At 47.4% G+C, this 18,697-nt stretch carries 15 protein-coding genes and 1 tRNA gene; 6 read left to right on the top strand and 10 right to left on the bottom strand.

Features of this window, described 5'->3' with window-relative positions; genetic code table 11:
• Positions 1 to 8 precede the first annotated feature (8 nt).
• The 3 genes from AAC022_RS26025 (at position 9) to AAC022_RS26015 (ending at position 2,610) form a co-directional block, all read left to right on the top strand.
• Positions 9 to 755 carry a hypothetical protein gene (locus AAC022_RS26025; protein WP_339736037.1) on the top strand — a complete coding sequence of 249 codons (747 nt, stop codon included), beginning with the start codon at positions 9 to 11 and terminating at the stop codon, positions 753 to 755.
• A gap of 113 nt (positions 756 to 868) precedes the next feature.
• Entirely contained in the window at positions 869 to 2,131 is a 1,263-nt protein-coding gene (locus tag AAC022_RS26020; RefSeq protein WP_339736035.1) for an aminotransferase class I/II-fold pyridoxal phosphate-dependent enzyme, read from the top strand.
• A 71-nt stretch (positions 2,132 to 2,202) separates the two neighbouring features.
• Entirely contained in the window at positions 2,203 to 2,610 is a 408-nt protein-coding gene (locus tag AAC022_RS26015; protein WP_339736033.1) for a VanZ family protein, read from the top strand.
• A gap of 28 nt (positions 2,611 to 2,638) precedes the next feature.
• Here AAC022_RS26015 and zwf read toward each other — a convergent pair whose 3' ends face one another.
• Positions 2,639 to 4,198: a glucose-6-phosphate dehydrogenase gene (gene zwf / locus AAC022_RS26010; RefSeq protein ID WP_339736031.1), complete on the bottom strand. Its 1,560-nt coding sequence runs from the start codon at positions 4,196 to 4,198 to the stop codon at positions 2,639 to 2,641.
• Positions 4,199 to 4,262: 64 nt separating this feature from the next.
• Positions 4,263 to 5,408 carry a (E)-4-hydroxy-3-methylbut-2-enyl-diphosphate synthase gene (gene ispG / locus AAC022_RS26005; protein ID WP_339736029.1) on the bottom strand — a complete coding sequence of 382 codons (1,146 nt, stop codon included), beginning with the start codon at positions 5,406 to 5,408 and terminating at the stop codon, positions 4,263 to 4,265.
• 206 nt (positions 5,409 to 5,614) lie between these two features.
• Between ispG and AAC022_RS26000 the strand changes: the two genes are divergently transcribed.
• Positions 5,615 to 7,066 (top strand): tetratricopeptide repeat protein, encoded by a 1,452-nt coding sequence (locus AAC022_RS26000; protein WP_339736027.1) that lies wholly within the window; start codon positions 5,615 to 5,617, stop codon positions 7,064 to 7,066.
• Positions 7,067 to 7,089: 23 nt separating this feature from the next.
• Positions 7,090 to 7,485 carry a PQQ-binding-like beta-propeller repeat protein gene (locus tag AAC022_RS25995; RefSeq protein ID WP_339736025.1) on the top strand — a complete coding sequence of 132 codons (396 nt, stop codon included), beginning with the start codon at positions 7,090 to 7,092 and terminating at the stop codon, positions 7,483 to 7,485.
• Between the two features lie 31 nt (positions 7,486 to 7,516).
• Here AAC022_RS25995 and AAC022_RS25990 read toward each other — a convergent pair whose 3' ends face one another.
• The 8 genes from AAC022_RS25990 to AAC022_RS25955 form a co-directional block, all read right to left on the bottom strand.
• A complete protein-coding gene (locus AAC022_RS25990) occupies positions 7,517 to 8,578 on the bottom strand; it encodes a GNAT family N-acetyltransferase (protein ID WP_339736023.1) in 1,062 nt (353 codons plus the stop codon).
• Positions 8,579 to 8,746: 168 nt separating this feature from the next.
• Complete coding sequence (locus tag AAC022_RS25985) at positions 8,747 to 9,160, bottom strand: NUDIX domain-containing protein (protein ID WP_339736021.1); 414 nt, start codon at positions 9,158 to 9,160, stop codon at positions 8,747 to 8,749.
• A 34-nt stretch (positions 9,161 to 9,194) separates the two neighbouring features.
• Positions 9,195 to 10,214, bottom strand: a complete 1,020-nt coding sequence (locus AAC022_RS25980) for a PIN domain-containing protein (RefSeq protein ID WP_339736019.1) — start codon at positions 10,212 to 10,214, stop codon at positions 9,195 to 9,197.
• A gap of 932 nt (positions 10,215 to 11,146) precedes the next feature.
• Positions 11,147 to 11,659 (bottom strand): biopolymer transporter ExbD, encoded by a 513-nt coding sequence (locus AAC022_RS25975; protein ID WP_339736016.1) that lies wholly within the window; start codon positions 11,657 to 11,659, stop codon positions 11,147 to 11,149.
• 60 nt (positions 11,660 to 11,719) lie between these two features.
• Positions 11,720 to 12,190, bottom strand: coding sequence for a biopolymer transporter ExbD (locus tag AAC022_RS25970; protein ID WP_339736014.1), 471 nt, complete (start codon positions 12,188 to 12,190; stop codon positions 11,720 to 11,722).
• Between the two features lie 74 nt (positions 12,191 to 12,264).
• Positions 12,265 to 13,140, bottom strand: coding sequence for a MotA/TolQ/ExbB proton channel family protein (locus tag AAC022_RS25965; protein WP_339736012.1), 876 nt, complete (start codon positions 13,138 to 13,140; stop codon positions 12,265 to 12,267).
• 164 nt (positions 13,141 to 13,304) lie between these two features.
• A complete protein-coding gene (locus AAC022_RS25960; protein WP_339736010.1) occupies positions 13,305 to 14,351 on the bottom strand; it encodes a tetratricopeptide repeat protein in 1,047 nt (348 codons plus the stop codon).
• A 68-nt stretch (positions 14,352 to 14,419) separates the two neighbouring features.
• Positions 14,420 to 18,043 (bottom strand): hypothetical protein, encoded by a 3,624-nt coding sequence (locus AAC022_RS25955; protein ID WP_339736008.1) that lies wholly within the window; start codon positions 18,041 to 18,043, stop codon positions 14,420 to 14,422.
• Positions 18,044 to 18,574: 531 nt separating this feature from the next.
• On the opposite strand from AAC022_RS25955, the gene AAC022_RS25950 reads away from it, so the two are divergent.
• Positions 18,575 to 18,659 (top strand) — tRNA-Ser (locus tag AAC022_RS25950).
• Positions 18,660 to 18,697: the final 38 nt, after the last annotated feature.

Genomic DNA, 18,697 nt, shown 5'->3' with positions numbered 1-18,697 from the left:
GAGCGATTATGCACGAATACAGTATGCTGTCAGATGATTATTTTACAAATCTCAATTTATGTACCGAAATGACCCTGCCTTCCTCGCGGGATACCGTTCTGAATTTTTTTGAACGGGTGCAAAAATCGTTTCCCACCATGCGGAACTTTTATAACCGGGGTGAAAGTGGTTTCATTCTGGAAGAAGACAAGGAAGAAGTCGGACAACAGCGCTGGATGTCACTCGAATCACAGCGTGTCTGCAGCGGGTATTCAAATCCCAAAGATCCGGACGACTGTTTATCGCAGCACCAACTGATGCTGGAACTTGTGCCTTACATGCTCTCCGTCAGTCCGCTTGACTGTGAAGCTCTGGATTATATCGTTGGCTTCGATTTTGCTTATCGTGGAAATCACGACGCGCTGGTTGCGGAAGCACTGGGAGCAAATCAGGCCATCGACAGCCTGCTGCAGATCCCTAACTCCCAGGCACTGAATTACGAGCCTTCGATCACACTCAGTCTGGACGATTCCTGCCGATGCCAGGCGCGACTGCACATTGAAACGCGCACAAACGCCTATCAGGTCCGACGCGACGATTATCCGGATGAGCAGATTTCCGTATTCTTTACACTAAGGCAATATGGCAGCCTTTCAGCAGACACCAAACTGGAAGACACGCTGCTGGACCTAAAAACGAAATCCGATCAACTGATGCAAGAGTATGTCATAGAACAGGTGCTGCGTCCGCTGGCACAGGCCATTTCAACGAAATAAAGAGTGTTTTATAGAAAGAGGGCTGGTCCCGTTTCAAAAACGGGAACGCCCTTATAAAGTAGTTTACATCGAGTGTGCATCCAGAAAACTTAAACATCAAAGGGGATTCCTTCGTGGCTCTATCATTAAGCGATTTTGCTCAGTCTCTTACCGTCGAAACAGCATTCAGCGTCCTGGCCGTTGCCAAACAACTCAAAGCAGAAGGCAAAGATGTTGTCGAGCTCGAAGTGGGAGACAGTCCGTTTGACAGCACTGCTTCCGCAAAATCCACCGGTATTGAAGCCATTCAAAATAATCAGTCCCACTATTGTGCTTCGCCGGGAATTCCCGAGTTCCGTAAAGCGGCTGCCGACTTTGTTTCGCGTGAATTTCAGGTAGACGCAAAGCCCGAAAACATTGTGGTTGGTCCCGGCGCCAAAGTATTCGAGCAGTTCTTCTGTGAAGCTTTTTTGAATCCCGGTGATGGCGTGCTGGTTTTCAGTCCCTATTTCCCGACTTATCTGCCCAACATCGAACGCCGCGGCGCACGCATGGTGCTGTCCGATCTCAAACAGGAAAAAAATTTCAGCCCCAACCTTGCTGACATTGAGAAATTTCTGGCAGAAGATCCCTCTCCCAAAGCAATCTTTTTGAACTCGCCTCACAACCCTACAGGAGGCGTCATTGCCGAGTCCGATCTGAAAGCCATCGCGGATCTGATTCGTGGCAAAAATATTGCCGTCTTCAGCGACGAACCCTACTGCCACATGGTCTGGCAGGGAAAACACCATTCGATCCTCGCACAACCTGGCATGATTGATCAATGTGTCTCCGCTTATACCTTCAGTAAATCCTACAGTATGAGTGGCTGGCGTCTGGGTTTCTGCGTTGCTTCAAAAGCGGTTGCAACTTCTATCGGGAAAATGGTCAACACCACGCTTTCCTGTACTCCCCCCCTGGTTCAGCTGGCGGGTGCGGCGGCCCTCAATAACGATTCGAAAGAACGCGATGAAGTCATGCTGAAATTCCGCGAAAAAGTGGTTCTGCTGACGAACAAATTAAATTCGATCGAGAATTTCCATGCCCTTGATCCACATGCCACGTTTTACGTGTTTGTGAATGTGGCTCCCGTCTGCAACGATCTGGGTATCACCAGCCATGGCTTGGCGATGTATCTGCTGGAAGGTGCCGACGATGATTTCGGGATCGCCTGCCTGGGCGGTGAATGTTTTGGAGACGCGGGCCGCGGATTTTTACGCTTCAGTTGCGCAGAACCGAATGACCGTCTGGAACAGGCCATCGACTTTATTCCGGAAGCAATTTCCCGCAAAGATCGTATCGCCAGTTATCTGGAATCACACCCGGCAGCCCGTCTGGAATCGCCTTACCCGGTTTAAGTGTTGACGTGTGATCCGTTCAGCTTTCAGACTGGTCAGGAATAGAGAGAAAACGGAACTTCAGGGATGTTATGAATCGTTATCAAGCACTGATCCGCATCGGACTCATTCTGTATTGGGTTCTGCTGTTTACCGCAACTCATATCCCGTTGAAAAAGGGAACGCTCCCACAAGGGACCGATGTGCCTCTGCACTTTATTGCTTATGCGGGGCTTTCCTTTCTGCTGACTTGGTGGCTCTCTCTTAAATGGGAAAAGCTGACTCCCAAACGGCTACTCGCCGTATTTGTGGGGGTCAGCCTGTTCGGCATGCTGGATGAATTACTGCAGGGAATACCAGTTCTGAAACGTCAACCAAGTCTCGACGACTGGGTGGCTGATACTCTGGGTGGCCTGCTGGGAATTACCTTATTCCTGCTGGTTCACAAACCACTAAAGCGATTTCTGCAGCGGTTTCAAAAGCAAGACGAGAAGCCATAAGACCAACAATACTTCGCGCCGACCTGCTTTATTCTTTTTTACTGGTCGCAGGCGTGCGCCAACGTCGCTTTGTTTTATTCAATAGTGCAATCGCACCCGCGGGTCCCCAGGTGCCGGCATAATACGGCTCGGGAGTGTGGTCTGCTTTTTCCCACTCTTCCAACACAGGTGTTACAAACTTCCAGGCTGCTTCCAGTTCATCACTACGAGTAAACAAAGTCGAATCGCCGCGCAGCACATCCATTAGCAACCGCTCATATGCTTCGGGCAGGCTTTTATGGTAGGCATCCTCAAACGCAAAATCCATGGTCACTGGCTGGATCTGATACTGCATGCCGGGCCGTTTTGTCGAGAACTTCATGGAAATCGATTCTTTGGGCTGAATCCGGAATATCAATTCATTCGGTTTGCGTTCCACCAGCGAGCAGATATCGCCGTCGCACTCGACAGTTGTAAATAGATTCATCGGAGGATGCTTAAACTGAATGGCGATTTCACTCACCCGCTCAGGCAATCGTTTTCCTGTCCGCAGGTAAAACGGCACACCTTCCCAACGCCAGTTCTCTACCTTGACTTCCATTGCCACAAAGGTTTCCCGACGAGAGTCGGCCGGTACACGCTCTTCCTCCCTGTATCCGGGAACTGCTTGGCCGAACGATTGCCCCGCCGTATACTGGCCGGCGACCGCCCATTCAGAAACAGGGCCTTTAGTCCCGGGTGTCAGTGTTTTCAATACTTTTAATTTCTCGTCGCGGATTTCCTCGCCACTGAACAGCGCGGGAGGTTCCATGGCAATTAAACACAATAACTGGAGCACGTGATTTTGTAATACATCCCGCAGTGCGCCTGAACGGTCGTAATAGCCACCTCGCCCGTGTTCGATTCCCTGAGATTCTGCCACCGTAATCTGAATGTGATCAACGTGATTTCGATTTAACAACGGCTCAAAGATCGAATTACTCAACCGAAATAACAGAATATTTTGAACCGTTTCTTTTCCCAGATAGTGGTCGATACGATAAATCTGATCTTCACTTAACAGTTCACTCAACTGCTGGCTTAGCTGCTGTGCCGATTCCAAATCGTGGCCAAACGGTTTTTCAATGACGACCCGTAGCCATTCTTCGTCCGAATTACGGGGTACCATCTGTGCGCGGGATAATGCCTGGACAGCGGGATAAAATAGCGAGGGCGCTGTCGCCAGATAGGCGACACGCTTTGGAACAATATCGCCGAGCGTTTCCCGCTCTACCGCTTCGATTGAGAATTTGAGTTTCGCATGGTCATTTTCATCAGTGATATCGACTTCACGATAAAACAACCGCTTGGAAAATGTAGCCCATTTTTCATCGGTCACAGTTCCTGTACGGGTAAATTGTGCCACCGTATCACGCTGTTCATTACGAAATTGTTCATCCGTTTTTGATCGGCGTGCGAGACCAATGATGGGCAGGTCGGCTGACAGGAACCCTTCGCTCCACAAATCATACAACGCGGGAATTAATTTGCGGGCCGTTAAATCGCCTGAGGCGCCAAAAATCAGGATGGTTGCCGTGGTCAGATCGATTGAAGAATTTGCGTTGGCCATGTCGAAACATCCATGCCTTTATAAAAGTAAAACTCTAAATAAGTGAGTATAAAACAGCCTGAGATTAGACGTTTGCCGACAGCTGTTCGATCAGGGAGTCCAGTTCGCCTTTCAGCCGCGGTAGAATATCATCATAGGAGTAACGGCCCAGCGATTCGCTCCCTTTTTTCAGATTGACATAATTGGGACCACACCAGAGTCCGAGGTCAGCATCGTCGGTTTCGCCGGGGCCATTCACCCGGCACCCCATGACGGCAATCGTAATTTTATGGTCCTTGGCATACTCAGTCATTTTTTTGACATCAGCAGCCAGATCCACAAAGACTTCGTTCTCGACGCGTGAACAACTGGGACAACTAATGATATTCAAGCCTTTCTGAGCAAAATCAACAACCGTCCGTACTCGACCTGCGGCGATATCATTTAGAATGGTATGCCCGGCTTCAATCTCTTCCCCTTTGCGATCATTGGGAACGGTCAATGAGACACGAATGGTATCCCCGATACCTTTACTGACCAGCTGCTCGAACGCCATTCGAGTTTTGATGACGCCATCAGGAGGCATGCCTGCTTCGGTCACTCCCAGATGGAGTGGAATATCGGGACGTTGCGCTGCAAAGCGAATATTGACTTCGACGACTTTCGCCGGATCGGAATCCTTAAGAGATACACAGAAACGGGTGAAGTCAATTGATTCCAGAAATTCACAATGATCCAAGGCGCTTTCCAGCATCGGAGAAATCGAATCCTTGGGATCATATTTTTCCAGTTTTGCCGGATCAACTGATCCGCAATTGACGCCGACACGCATCGCACAATCATTGGCTTTGGCGACTTCAGCAATGAAGCGGACTTTCTCCTGCCAGGGTTTTTCCGGTTCATGATGATACAGGTGCCCTGGATTATATCGCAGCTTGTTTACATAAGGCGCGATGACTTCTGCCAGCCGATAGTTCTCCTGTAAGTCGACGGTCAAAGGGACGGTCGTCTGTTTGCGGATCTCAATCAATGCCGCCGCTTCCCGTTTATTGTCGACGGCGATCCGCACGATATCGGCGCCAGCCTGCTCCAGCGAGTGAATCTGGGCAACTGTCGCATCGATGTTACTGGTTTTGGTCGCCGTCATACTCTGCACGGCAATCGGGTGTGCGTTTCCAATGACAACTGCACCAATCTTCACTTCTCTGGTTGGATTTCTTGGTAACTGCAAGTTGTTTGTTCCTCTAGAATAAAATGAATTCCTTGCTGCTCTTGAACTCACGAATTGTATGAAATCCCGGGCTTAACGTCCATTCATGAAAAAATAGTCAAAAGTCAATTGGGATTGACAGATTTTCGATGTCGATTTACAAGCCGTCGAGCAATTAATGGCATTTTATGCAACATTAGCAGATACATATAGTAGGTGGAAGAAAAATGAATCGTCAGATTGCAGGGATGCTGATCGGTTTCTGTGTGTTTAATGGGTGTGGATCCGAATCGCAACCATCTTCACAGAAAGAAGTTAAGCCAAGCCAAACCGCAGCCGCTGTACAACAGAATCCAGCCAAAACATCTGAGACAGCCACAAAAAACGAGCCTCAATCTGGAGCGGCGGTACAGGTCGCTTCGAATCAGGCCCCGATCTCAGAAGCCACAGTCAAAAAAGCAGAGGAATTCTTTGATCAGGGAATGAATTTGCTGAAGCAAGGCAAGCTGATCGATTCGACACAGTCTTTCACGTCTGCGATTAACCTGAATCCCCAAGACTCAAAATACTACTTTCACCGGGGTAGTATCTGGGCTGATCTGAAGCAGGACGCGAATGCGATCGTCGATTTAACCAAAGCCATCGACATGAGCCCGAAGAATTCGCAGTTTTTCTATACGCGTGCATTGTTTTTCATGACACGAGGCGGCGGTCAACTGGCAATTCAGGACTTTTCACGCGCCATTGAACTCAATCCAAAAGACCATCAGGCATACAACAACCGGGGACTACTATTCGCCACATCGGGTAAACTGAAAGAGGCCCGTTCTGACTTTGAACAGGTACTGCGGATCAAACCCGAAAGTTTGGATGCGATGAACAATCTGGGATTTGCCTTGATGAATCTCAATGAAATGGACAAAGCGTTTGAGGTCCTGAGCCAGGTTATCAAACTGGACCCAAAATATCTGAATGCCTATGACAATCGTGGTTTGGCATGGTTGAAACAAAAGGAGTATGCCAAAGCAGCAGACGACTTTACCCGGGCCATTGAACTAAGTCCGCAGAAGCTGAAATTCTATCGCCAGCGGCTGATGGCCTACGAAAAAATGAAACAACCCAAAAAAGCAAAAGCGGATGCCGAAAAAATTGTCTGGCTGCAAAAACTGGCATCAATCAACGAGCGGATTGTCAAGTCGCCGGAAGACACAGAATTGATCCTTAAGCGGGCTCAGTTTTATCTGGAGTCCGAGATGCGTGAATCTGCTATGAAGGATTATGCAAAGATCGTCGAACTGACCCAGGATACAACAGGGCAAGGCTATTACATTCGCGGTGCGCTTTACCTGGAAGAAAACAAACTTGATCGCTGCATTCAGGAATGCTCTCGCGCGATTACGATTCAACCCAATCCAGAAGCGTATTCTATTCGCGGAGATGCCTTTATGAAGCGTGGGGATGTGGAACATGCTCTGCGAGATTTTGAACGGGCCAAACGCATTGATGAGATTGTTGCTAAAGCATATCTGATGCGATCAAAATCATTCAAAAAACAGGGGGAACTGAAAAAAGCAGCGAAAGATTTCGAACGCGCCGTCGCGATCGACCCTTCGCTGGGTCCCGCTAAACTTTCCACAGAAAAAACAGCTGCAAAACCGATAATTCGCCCCATTGATTAGTCCTCGATACCAAGGAGCTTTGAATGAGTGGCGGGTATCTGGACGATACAGATTTTACAGACAGTCGATCTCAAACATCGGATCAACGCTCGGTTACGGACTTCCTGTTCGTCAGTTTTAACTCTCGTGTGCTTGCCTTGGATCGGGATACGGGAAAGCTGCTCTGGAACTGGAAAGCCCCCAAAGGCCGTTCGAATTATGTCTCGATTCTCGTCGACGATGAACAGCTATTCGTTTCCGTCGATGGCTACACTTATTGCCTCGATCCCTATACGGGTCGGCAAATCTGGTTCAACCCGCTAAAAGGGTTTGGATATGGAATCCCGACGTTGGCAACGGCTGAGTTTCATACCAACTCAGCGTCGGCTGCTGAGATCATCTTGCGCGAGCAGAAGAGGCAGGATCAAGGGGTTCAATAGAAGCGTTCGGCAGGAAAGCAGGCAACTTGCTTCACGAGAGAAGTTCAGCATTTGTTAGATGCCAGCGTTTAGGATCAAGAACCGGTTCAAGTTTAAATTCCGGGAATTGAGGATTGGCAAATACAAAGACTTTTGTATTTGAGTGTCGTTGGAAGAACCCAAACCGTGCGAAAAGACTGGAAACTTCTTCCCGACCAAAATAGTTGATCACAATCGATTCCAGACCAATCTGTCGACTATGGTGGCAAAACGCAGCCATCATTTGTTTTAGTGATTTCAGGTCTCGGTAATAGAAGTCGTGAATACCAGCCGCATAATCACCACTGCGGCCTGTCTCCCCCAACACGTAAACCATATACCCCAAAAGTTCCCGTTCATGACTTTCCAGAGTCATAATCTGATAGCGTGTGCTGGGCTCACGACGAAAACGCCATTCCAGAAAGTCACGCGTCCGTTCGACCATCACAGTCCCTTGGGAGTTTTCGTTAAAGAGAGTTTCAAAGCGTTCATCGATGGGTGCATCAAAATTTACTTTGTTACGGTGAGACAAAAAAGTACGAGACTCAAGCGAATAGGCACGCAATGCCAGATCGAGAACAGACGAAGCACTTTTTCTTAATACAGTAGAGCGGATTCGATCTTTGAATTTGTACTCACAGCGAATCGGCTTGACCCAGTGCTGAAACGTACCCACTTCTTTATAGCGACAACGTTTGAAGACCGCTGAAGCCGTATCGGTCATGCCATATACAAAATTGAAATCCGTTTCTGGCAAATGGGAAATCAGTGCACGCTGCAGTTTCAGCGCGGCCTGAGCAGAGCGATGTTCTTTGTCGATATTAATCGCTTCCGCCTGTCCCACAGAGAAGGAATCCCCATCATAATTCATGCGACGTGTTAACAGACCAGTAGAACCAATCAGTTGTCCAGCTGCGTTTTCTCTTGCTAACCAACAGTAGTTCTCGCCAAACGGATTTTGCTGATGAGACCAGTCGAACCAGTGAGAATCGGTTTTCTCAAAGTTCCGATTAATCAAAGATAGCAGTTCATCCTGATTGTCACTCGAGGTCGACTGAGCGATTGAATAACCCATGTTGAGAGAACCTGTTCATGCATTCTGTTTGAAGTGAAAAAGAGCTGAGTTTAACATTCATGAAGTCTAGGCCACTCTCTGAGGAAGTCAAATTAAATCAACGTTGGTTGATATTAGTTATCGAACAAGTGCGCAACCAAATGGACCGACATACAATGCCAGTCGCAATCAAGAGACTGTGTAAGAACTTACGAGAAGTTCGATGAGCCGCGCATTGGCTTCCGGAAACTGTAGTTTCGTTAGAGATTCTGCAGGAAACCAGTGAAACCCCTGCAGATTGCGGGCAATGAGATCTGCCTCACGCTGTTTAGGTCGGCATAACCAGAAATGCAGTTTTACATCCGCATGATCATACGAATGTTCTTCGTAGAGTATTTCATTGAGTGCGATGACCTCCAGGCCAGTCTCTTCCCAGCACTCCCGGACAGCACACGCTTCCGCCGTCTCCTCTGCCTGACATTTTCCCCCAGGAAATTCGTGGCATCCTGCCAGAGCTGCACCTGCAGGGCGAACACCAATCAGGAATTGCCGCTGGTGTTCGACAACGGCAATTCCAATGCGGTTTGTTTTCCGGGAATCCATAACAGCAATCCGTTTTATTCCGGGAACGATGTAATCAGAGTTGTCGGCTATCTGTGACCCGACCAAATATCATACGGCCTGCACTACTTTGGAGAACACTGGTCACAACCGCATCGACATCACGACCGACCAGATGATTAGCCTGTTCGCAGACGACCATCGTCCCATCATCCAGATATCCGACGCCTTGGGCCTGCGATTCCCCTTCTTTAATAATCTTCAACTGAATATGCTCACCAGGCAGATAGCGAGGTTTTAACGAGTTAGCCACATCGTTCAGATTGATCACATCAACTCCCTGAACGCTGGCAACCTTATTGAGATTGAAGTCGTTTGTGACTACTTTACCGCCGAGCTTCTTGGCGGCAACCACCAGTCGCTGGTCAACCGTCAATCCTTTTTCTTTATCCGACTCTTTGGCATCGTACATCGAGATATCAACAATCGGATTATTCTGTAACGTTGATAGAATATCCAGACCGCGCCGACCGCGAACGCGCCGGACTTTATCACTGCTGTCAGCAATATCCTGGACTTCTTTCAGGATGAAGTCAGGCACGACCATCTCGGAATCCAGAATTTTGGTTTCGACGACATCGGCAATTCGACCATCGATGAGTGCGCTACTATCGAGCACCAGAGGACGGCCCCCTTTTAGTTCACGTGCAAACTCAACATAAGGTACGATAAATCGGAAATCATCTTTAGTTTGCAGTAGAAAGGAAATACAGAGATACGGCAAAGTGAGCGTGGTAATCATCACAACCCCCTCTCCCCAAGGCGTTTTGGAGATCACAGGCGTCAGTGCCTGAATCAGCAGGTAACTAAGGAGCACACCGACTAACAGCCCAAAATAAATGGCTGACATGACTTCGATTCGCTTGCGACTGATGAGAAGATCCATACAGGTGACACCCTGCGTAAAGATCATTAACAGTACGAATGAGATCAGAGGATACTGATCTACGGGGCTGGGCGGATTGGAACTGACATAGGTGGCGATTGCTCCTGCGCAGACAAATGCGTAGAGCACACGGATACTGATTAACAACATTGTAAATGAGTCACTTTAAGTCTAAGAAAAATTCTAGTTATTTGTTCCCATAGACTCTTCTGTGCTAACACTCACCGTAAAACAGTTCTTCATATTCGGCAGATTCGCTCGAAAATGATCCAGAAACATTCCTGTCCTCCGGAAAAGGGTGTCAGACATCCAGAGAGTTTGGGAATGATTTTGATATCGGCGTATCAGGTTTGTCTGCATCAATCTCTACGATAAATTCCAGCTTACCTGATGAACGGATCTGGAAATTGAGACATCTGCTCATTCCAGAACCATCTTTGTTCAACCTATATACGATTCAACCAGTTAGAGAAATTTGGATTTAGATCAGGGTCTCGTCTATATCCTTCACCAAAACTTCATTTTCGAAATAAACTTCTCAACGGCAGTCTCGTTCACAGGTACCGAAGCAACAAAATCATTGTGTGATCTCCCAAACACACAACACATTGCAGCATTCATTTCTCGGTTACTTTAACGTTGAAATTCTCAGCTTTTATTATAAACCTTTACCCAAGTAGAGCATCGGAATCATCGTTCACTATACCCAAACCAAATTAGTCCCGCCACTGAAAAGGATTCGGTATCAACTGATTCTGGAACTTAATCAGGAATGAGCGTCATAGCATAAGTGCTTCTACTGAGTCCGGATCCCGATTTACTTGACAACAAACCAACTGGTATTTCTGCAATGAAACACTCCTGCCCCAGAGAAACTAGACATAGGACTACTCTTCATACTAATACATTCGATGTCGAACGCAGCCGAATAGTTCCGCAAAAATGGGACCTGTTTCATGATCTGCAGTGAATCGACAATTCAAGTAATCTCAGCTAACTGACTCACTAAAGTCATTTACCCATAAAAAATGCTCGCAGTCGTAAAGATCTGTGAGCATTGTTATTTGAATCTGGATTTCGAATTAACTGCCGGCGGGCTCCCCACCCACGGGGGGCGCGAATTTGATCTTTTCAATGTAGCGGATAATGTGTTTTCCCGAGGAATCGAGTCGGCCAGTACAGGCACTGACGGCCTTCAGCGTATATTCATAATGCAGGTTGTAATCGGCTTCGAGTTCGACTTCCATATCTTTGGTAATCGGGTTACCGGGTTTTCCGATGATCTTCAGGATCTCATGGTTCAGGCCAGCAAACACATTCGGCCCATTCCCAAGATTCACCTGCCCCAGACGAATCGTATTCAGTGAACCATCTTCATTGGCAACCAGACGGACTTTGATATCGGGGAAGATCTGAGGGTCTTCAGCAGGTTTCGAACTGTCTGTAATCGGCATGTTGACATTGAAATCCCCTTCCGGTTCAACAATATTCAACGTCAGCATAAAGAAGATCAAAAGCTGAAAAACCACATCAATCATCGGTGCCATCTGGGGCTCGATTTTTTCTGCTTCTCGGCCTGAACTGCGTAACTTCATAGGATTCTATCCTGCAATAATGAACTCTGTAACGTTTACAGAGAGTTTCAATAATCGTCGCTATTGTGTCTTTTGTGTCGCCTTGAAGGCAAACTTTGTAAAACCACTTTTCTGAGCAAGTTTTATCAGATCCTGTACCAGCCCCGTTTTCACGAGAGCATCGACTCTTAGGATCACAGGAACATCTTTAGGATCCTGATTTTTCTGCTTGTAAATACGTGCTTCCTGCTCAAACTTCGGCCCGAATTTTAATACCGGAATTGCTTCACCGTTATAAAAGATATACGCTTCGGGGTCGGTAATTTCGCCTGCCTTATTACGTTCAAAACCGATGTTCAAAACCAGTTCATCAGCCGCCTTGACTTCTGGTGGTTTTGCCAGCGAGTCGGAAGGCAGCTTAACACGCTCATCCGCCTGGATCTGCTCAAAATTTGTAATCACCATGAAAAACGCGATTAATTGAAAGACGATATCAATCATCGGCGTCATATCAACGTCAGCAACCGCCGCTTTATTTGATTTGATTTTCATTGAAATACTCTCCTCTCAAACAAGGTTCTTCTCCATCATTCACAGAGAATAAACCTGTTTGATCGTTTCTAAAACTATTTGCTACTCGCAGAGAATCGGTTCATCAGACTTTCGCTGATCATACCGACTTCCAGTGAAAAACGAGCAACACGGTTTCGCAGAAGACTGTAGAAAATCATCGCAGGAATCGCGACTGTCAAACCTTCCAGCGTCGTAAACAAAGCAGTGGAAATACCATCTGCCAGTTCTGAAGGCTTGGGAGAGGTTGCGGAATTCGCAATGGTCTGGAAGCTCAGAATCATACCGTAAACAGTTCCCATCAGCCCGATCATCGGAGCAATGGCACCAATCAACGCCAGATAGCTCAGTTTGTGTTCCATGGCCATGTTTTCATCTTCGCCGACTTCCTGCATCCCTTCGACCGCTTCAGCGTAGCCTTGATTTAACTTACTCAGTCCGGCTGCTAAAACTCGGGCAACAAACGAATCATCACTTTTTGCCAGTTCGTAGGCACCCTGGTAATCTTTATTGTTGATCTTTTCTTCGAAAGCACCAATCAGCTCGGGGGGCATCAGGTTATCACGACGAATCGAGAGTACATTAGCCATGATCAGAGCAACCATCAAAAATGAAATCAAGAGCAGGATCAAACCAAAGAAACCAGAGGCTCGGATCATCCAGGATAGAAAGCTTTCGGTTGCTGCAGGTGGGGCAGCGCCATTACCAGCAGGCGCTGCTGCTGGTGCCTCTCCCGCTGGTGCCGCTTCACCCGCTGGCGCTTCACCGGCTGGCGGTGCTTCGCCTGCCACAGGTGCAGCTTCATCCTGATACGCCCAACTATTTGTGTTCAAACCAAGTGGCGTAAAAACGACTGCGCAAAGTAATAATATACTTAGGCTACGATAAGCCAGTGAAGTCTGATTCCGGTCCAAGGAATTCCCCATCATCATCGTTGTGGTCTCCGGTCTACTGAAAGGAGTGTTAATCGTGGATCTCTTGCTATCGGACTGGGAAGTCTTTTCTCAAGTGACCATTATTATTTATAGGTCAAAATTGTATTGTAAAGGGTAGACTTAACGAATCTGCCCAGCAATCTGACATTCGCGTCAATTTCTCAGCTTCCTGCGGCTTTTTGTGTCCATTCGCTATTAGGATATTGCTGTTGCAGGACAGCACGGGCTTCGACACCGCGTTCCGGTTTCTGAACTTTTCCCCATAATGTGGATAAGTGATATAACGCTTCGGCATGAATGGCAGGTTGCGACGGGAATAGAACATCAATGTGCAGATAAGCAATCAACGCTTCTTTGGCTTCCCCTAGTTCTCGATAGCAGTCCCCCTTGCGTAAATAGGCTTCTGCCAGAAGTGCGGTTTGCTGGGGATCAGCTGCTTTAATAATTTGATCAAGAACCGTAATCGCTTCTTTCTGTTTACCTTCTTTTTCCAGGCACAAAGCACTTCCCAATTGAGCGGCACGTTTACTGGCCTGCTCCTCTGGTGCTTTGGCATCCATTTTGGCAACCGCATCAAAGCCGGCTAGCGCCCCTTTAATGTTTCCTTGTGCCAACAGAACGCGTGCTTTTAGATTTTTGGCGTTCATCTGGGTGCCTTTCCAGGGAGAACGCTCCAAAGTTCCGAACTCTTTATTCGCAGCTGCGTAATCTTTCTTAGCGAGATAGGCTTCACCCAGCAATTTCGTAGCCGCGTAGAACTGATAATGATCGCCATTGGCTTTGATGAAATCAGTCAACATCTTAATAGCATTGTCCAAATCAGCCACGTTTGACTGTGCGCTTTTAGCCGTAGCCCGGGCAATCATGAACTGCAGGTCTTTTTTGAGGTTGGCACTGCCACTGGCCTGTGCCTTCTTATACTCTGCAAGGGCGGCAGCGTAATTCCCGTTCTGTTCCTGATTCCGGGCAATATTCAATTGGGGTGGTTCACCTTCCCAACGAACGCGTTGAACTTCATTCGCGGGAATTTTGACACTCTTTGCACCTCGCTGCAAAGTCAGTTCCGTTTTTGTATATCCCTTGACATCGCCTAGCTGTGGGCTGGTGCTGTTATATTGATAAACCGTATCGGCGGCTTCAAGTTGGGAAACTGTCAGAATTTGTAAACCTACCAGTAGGATCAAACTTAACCAGATCGGGTGTTTCATTAGTTTACTGCTCCTCAACAATAATTTAGTCTCATCACAGATTGATTAGGTTGTCTGCCCGAAGGAAGTCAGGCATCTTTGGATTCACTATCCAGACGAGGCCGTGACTGTTTTTGCTGTTTCGCCTGTGCGGCTTTTTTCTTGGCAATCGCCGCTTTGCGGGCCGCAATTTCTTCCGGCGACATCTGTGCCAGTTTAGCTTTGCGAGCTGCCATTTGTTCGGGTGTTAATTTTCGTTTTTCTTTGCCAGAGTCACTTTGTTCTGGTGCTTTTCTCCGTTTTTCATTTTCAGGTTCTACTTTCGTGCGTGGTTTATCGGTAACCACGTTCGGCAGCGCAGATTTTGCCGGTTCCGACCGACTTGGTTTAGGAGCTGGCGCTGGTGGCGGAGAAATATCCGAAGGCATCGTGACGTTTGAGGCAAGCTGATACGACGGACGTCCTTTTTTCCCAGGCTTCAACCCGAAGAAATAAAACGCAGCAGCGCCACCAATTCCCAGCACAATCACGACCAGATATATCATGGTATTCGAACCGCCTTGTGTCGGTGCTGAAGCTGCTGACTGCTGTGCCACTTTCTGCTGCGTATTAGCGGGTGTTTCTGCTTTTAATTGTCCTGCTCCATTTGCAACCACGGTGTCCGTCGCAGTCTTACGCCGTTCCAAATCAACCGGATCTTCGCCCATGTCGGTCTGAATTTGTCGATACAGTTGATTAAACTTTTCCCAGACATCGTCTGGTAAATCGACACTAATCTGACCAAACACATTGGTCTCGTATTTTACTTTTTCCAGTTCTTTGGAATCATTGACGGCAATTCCGTATTTATGACGAGACTCAATTTTATTGAATTGAGCGTCGTAATACATTTTCTTCAAATCATCACGCCCCGAAGAAGTCGCGGATGTCTGTAACAGACGGGTCAGATAAGCCCAGCCTCGAAGCAGGGCACCCCCTTCAAGAGTCGTACCATTAATTGCTTCCAGATATTTTTTGTGTGAATCCCCCTGACCACTGCCGGCCCAGTCCTGTAAAATGGAAGCTGCTTCAAACTGTACTTCAGGGGATTTGTCTTTTTCTTTGAGCACTGGCGTTATCAGTTTCAAAGCTTCTTCAAATTCGCCTTGCTGCCGTTTGCAATTAACCAAACGCAACGTAATCCCAACCTGGAAATTTCCCGGAATAAAATCACCGGATGCTTCTTGACGTTTCTGAATTTCCTCAAAGGCGGCCGCTGCTTTATCAAAGTAACCTCGAGCGATGGCGGGATTCTCACTGGCCCCTTGCCCCATTCCGTAATAGGTTTCACCGATCCAGACCAGTGAACCGTATGTCTGATCTTTACGTTTGAAGATATCGGTCAGGAAGGTTTCCAGCGACTTACGGACATCGTTGATACGCTGGGTATCACCGGCGGCTTTCAAACGCTCAATTTCTTCAGTAATTTTTTCGCCCAACTGGCGATACATGTCGGTAATCGATTCGCCACCCGAGCCCGATGCAGACTCTTCCAGTTGTTTCATCGCTTTGCGGGCCAGATCGATTTGCTGCAGACCAATATAAGCACGCAACTGGAGTTGATAGACCAAATTGGCGAACTCACTACTCTGAACCCCTTTCGCAGGCCGTTTCTTGCCTTTGGCAATATGCACGGCTTTCAATACGGAATGAGGATCTTTTGTCAGAATATCTATGGCTTCCTGATAGTTGCCTTTATTGAGCGCGATCTGTGCGAGCGATGTTTTGGCCGCGGTCAAATTTTCCGGAGTCTTCGCAGTGGGCGGAATTGATTTCTGCGTCGCAGTAATTCCTGTCTGCAAGTGTTTTTCAGCAAGTTTCTCCCACTGATTCACATCTTCCGGTTTTGCTTCGGAACGCCGTGACATTGTAGTCAGATAACTATTCCAGTACGCCTGACCTGCTCTGATTTGTGCATCCACATATTGAGGTGCCGTCTTCGGAACTTGCGAATACCATTTGGCTGCTTCTGCCGGCCGTTCGGTCTGGCTGTAAATGTTGCCCAGCTGAATTCGTGCATCATTCGCACGGTCACTATCGGGCCATTTGGTAGCAATTAAATTGCAGATTGTTTCCATGTGCTGGTTATCAACATAACGCTGTTCCTGGGGCGCATCATTGTAAGCCTGCAGATAACCTGCCAACGCCAGATAAGCCGCATCCAGCGCAATCTGGGCACTATCTTTGTGATGATGATTAGCAATGTATTCACCTAGAATCGCACATTCGTAACTGTGTCTCAGATTATAATAGGTATAACACAATAGAAATCGGGCGTGATCGAGTTCCTTAGGATCGGTTTTCCCATCGGCGAGTCTGAGAGCAATTTTCAGCAGGCGAGCGGTTTCTTCCATAAACTGACTCAGTTCGACCTGTGCTTTCTTTTTATCCGCAGGCGACTTCGCAGCAGCGACCTTTTCCTTCAAGGCTTTGGTCTGTTTGACGCGGTCCTGCCCCAATCCGTAAGCAGTTTCGAAATCTTGGGGATCTCCTCCGGAATTCCCCTGCAGCTTCGCATTGATGCGACCTACCATTAAACGAGAAACATCACGATACTTACCCCGGAACGCATTTACAAAGCGGGCATTCGTTAACGCCTGTCGCAGAATCCGTTCCTGATCATTTTTTTTCGTTCCCTCCACATTCGCCAGCGATTCCTGAGCAAGTGCAAGTTCCCAGGTAATTCCCTGACCGATCGATGTTCGACTTCGCGCTCGATTTTCTCTCAACCACTGTTCGGCTTCGTTAATAACCAGTTGGTAGTCTTTTTTCTTTTCATCGTTCAGACAGATGAGTCGAAACTGCAAGATATTGTCTTTTAACTGTTTAATCGGCTGTGATTTTCCGGGATGGCCAAGCAGTTCATTATAGATTCCCAGAGCCCGCCCCAGTTCACCTTGCTCCTCAAAACATTTCCCCTGCCACATACGGGCATACAGTCCGCCTACCTGACTTCGATAGCGTTCATGTATTTTGGCATATTCTTCTGACGCATTTTTGAGCAAGCGATTAAAGTCGGCACTGCCAGGGTCATAGGTTTGTGCTTCGATGTAAGTACATTGTGCCAGATCGAGCTGGGCACTCATGAATTGAATTTCTGCTCTGGCCCGGGCCGCGTACTTTTCCGGTTCTTTCTGCTTATCAATGAATGTCGCTGGAAATGATTTCCAGGTTTTTTCGTGCAGATTGTAAGCTTTTTGAAAGATTGACCGTGCCTGTGCCACCAGCTTGCGAGCTGCTGTCTGAGACTCTTTTTTCTTGACTTGATCAGAAGTCTGTGATTTGCGAATTTCGACTTCGGCTTTCTCAAGAATAATTTTTCCGCGTTCGGTGTTCGCCGTTCCTGCTTTGGTATGACTGGGACTTTGCTTTGTGAACAGTTCGAGTTGCGCCAGTGCCTGATTCAGTATCTCTTCCTGATCTTGGGGAAGCTTCTGTGTTCGCGAGAACATCATCAGCGTCATAGCGCGTTCGAAGGGAATCAACTCACGAATTTCTTTGGGGGTCTCTTTGTCTGCCTCAATCTGTTTCAAATAGTCCAAAGCGGTATCGTGATAGTTTTTGTCCCGCAATCCCTGCACGAATTCGAGGTACTGCTCTTCTGCATACGTGGGGGCAACGAAAGTCATAATCGTAAAGAGACTTACGATCGAAACAAAATGGAATAGACGCATATTATAAATTCCATCGCTAATGAACGAATGAACCAAAATCGTAACAGAAAGGAGTTATACCCACGAAATCACGTAATCGAAAGAAGCCATACAGAATGGACACACCTTGGCATACATTATACCTACTTCGTTTACTAAATGTTCGCTGACAGATTGGTATTTTCTGCGAGAGGTAATTTAACCAAAGATGTGAGAGAACCTTTCTTTACAGAAGATATCTTTTAAATACCAGCATATCCCGACGGAAAGGTCTCTGCAAGAAAGATGCCGGGAATCGTTGATATTTCCAACTGTTCAATGCATGATTTGATCGGTAACCAGTATTGAATAACGTAGTCTCACCAAGTTTACTACGCCACTGACCAGTAAAAAGTTGACGGTGCTTCATTTCCGCTTCAGAAATCGACACCAGGGAATTAAGAATCGCAAAGTCAAATTCCCATCAACTTCGAATTTGACGCTGGACTCTGATGTCTATATAAAGAAGGTCAAACACAGACTAAGAAATGAAGTCAGATAATTGATTCAACCGGAGAGGTGGCAGAGTGGCCGATTGTGCCGGTTTCGAAAACCGGTGTACCGCAAGGTACCGGGGGTTCGAATCCCCCTCTCTCCGCTTATCAAACTGACCAAACGCGCTAAGTTGTTGATTTC

It is taken from the genome of uncultured Gimesia sp. (genome assembly GCF_963976445.1).
Taxonomy (GTDB): Bacteria; Planctomycetota; Planctomycetia; order Planctomycetales; family Planctomycetaceae; genus Gimesia.
This window is presented reverse-complemented; position numbering and strand designations above follow the sequence as displayed.